Annotated in this window: 2 protein-coding genes; both read left to right on the top strand. The window is 32.6% G+C overall.

The annotated features are described in order from the left end of the window. A partial coding sequence (locus CL42_RS16015; RefSeq protein WP_155757017.1) for an aldehyde dehydrogenase family protein occupies positions 1 to 295 on the top strand: 295 nt, incomplete at its 5' end. A gap of 79 nt (positions 296 to 374) precedes the next feature. Next, positions 375 to 1,820 (top strand): GMC family oxidoreductase N-terminal domain-containing protein (locus CL42_RS16010; RefSeq protein ID WP_035270905.1); only part of this gene is annotated, 1,446 nt, incomplete at its 3' end.

Genomic DNA, 1,820 nt, shown 5'->3' with positions numbered 1-1,820 from the left:
TTTCTATCCATTTAGCAATAACAGAAAATTAATTAAATATTATATAAGTAATATTATGTCTGGTGGAGTATCTATCAATGACGCATTATTCCATGTGGGTCAACATGACTTGCCATTTGGTGGTATAGGAGCCAGTGGAATGGGGCAATATCATGGCTATGAAGGGTTTTTAACTTTTTCAAAAATGCGACCTATATTTCACCAAGCTGGTTTTTCGAGTCTAAAATACCTCGCACCTCCGTATGGCAATTTAGCAAATAAAATATTACATGTATTATTAAAGATAAAATCATAAATACTAGAAGTGGAATATTAAGTTTTAACGGAAATTAAATTTTTTCATCAAAAAAGTTAATAATAAGGGATTAGTTATTATGTCAAATGAAAATTTCGATTATGATCAAATAGTTATAGGTTCTGGCTTTGGCGGATCTGTAAGTGCATTACGTTTAAGCGAAAAAGGATATAGAGTTCTTGTTTTAGAAAAAGGATTGAGAAGAGAAGATAAAGACTATCCAACATCCAATTTAGATACAAAAAATTATTTATGGTTCCCAAAATTCGGATTAAAAGGGACAATACAGTTGTCATTCACAAGCAAAACTACTGTTATTCATGGAGTCGGTGTAGGTGGTGGATCACAGATTTACGCCAATGTGCACTTGATTCCACCTGATGAAGTTTTTGAATCTAAGGCATGGTCAAAGATACGAAATGATTGGAAAGAAGTTTTATTGCCATACTATGACTTAGCGCAAAAAATGTTAGGTACTACGGAAAATAAATACACTAATATTGCTGATCAAACCTTAAAGAAAGTAGCAGAGCACATGGGGTATGGTTCATCGTTTAAAACAGTTAGTACTGGCGTATTTTTCCCACAAAGTGAGCTAGATACAAATAAAACCTTTAGAGATCCTTATTTCAATGGAGAGGGACCCAATAGGAAAACTTGTAATTATTGTGGCGGATGCATGGTCGGCTGCCGGAATAATTCTAAAAATACATTATTAAAAAATTATCTATATTTTGCTGAACGTAATGGTGTTGAAATACGCCCCAACTCTGAAGCTATTAAAATCACACCAATCAACAAAGATGGAAGTGAAGGTTACATAATAGATATAAAAGAGACAGTTAATAATAAAGTAAAGCATTATTCATTACGAGCAAGAGGGGTTGTTATTTCTGGTGGTGTTATGGGTACTGTACCTTTATTATTAAAGATGCGTGATAAATATAAAACATTGCCCAATATATCTTCATTATTAGGACAAGAAATTCGTACTAATTCAGAGACACTCACAACTGTTAATAATACTAATGAAAAATTAGATGATGGGGTTGCTATAAGCTCTTTTATTTCTGTTGATAAAGATACTAATATTGAAGTTACTAGATTCCCTGAGGGTTCAGATGGATCCTGGATATATGTACCGTATGTACCAATGGTAACAGGACAAGGAATAACCAGGATTATAAAATTTATAATTCAAACCATTTTTCATCCAATTAAAACATTTAAAGTTATAAATCCTAAAGGAAAAGCAAGAAATTCAGTTTTATTACTAGTAATGCAAAAATCAGAGGCATTTATTCACTTAGAGTTGCGTAGAAAATGGTATCGCTTTTTTAAAAAAGAAGTAAGTGCCGTTCAGAAAGAATTAGATACGCCTTTAACAGTATCATTCCCAACAGCAGAAAAAGCAACAAAGTTATTCGCAAAAAAATTAGGTGGTGAACCAGGTTCATCACTTACAGAAATAATTCTTGGAACACCTACAACTGCACATATAATGAGTGGAGTAGCAATGGGTAAA

This window comes from Acinetobacter sp. Ver3 (assembly GCF_000632455.1).
In the GTDB taxonomy this organism is placed as follows: domain Bacteria; phylum Pseudomonadota; class Gammaproteobacteria; order Pseudomonadales; family Moraxellaceae; genus Acinetobacter.
The sequence above is the reverse complement of the archived record's forward strand: the minus strand, read 5'-3'. Positions and strand labels throughout refer to the sequence as shown.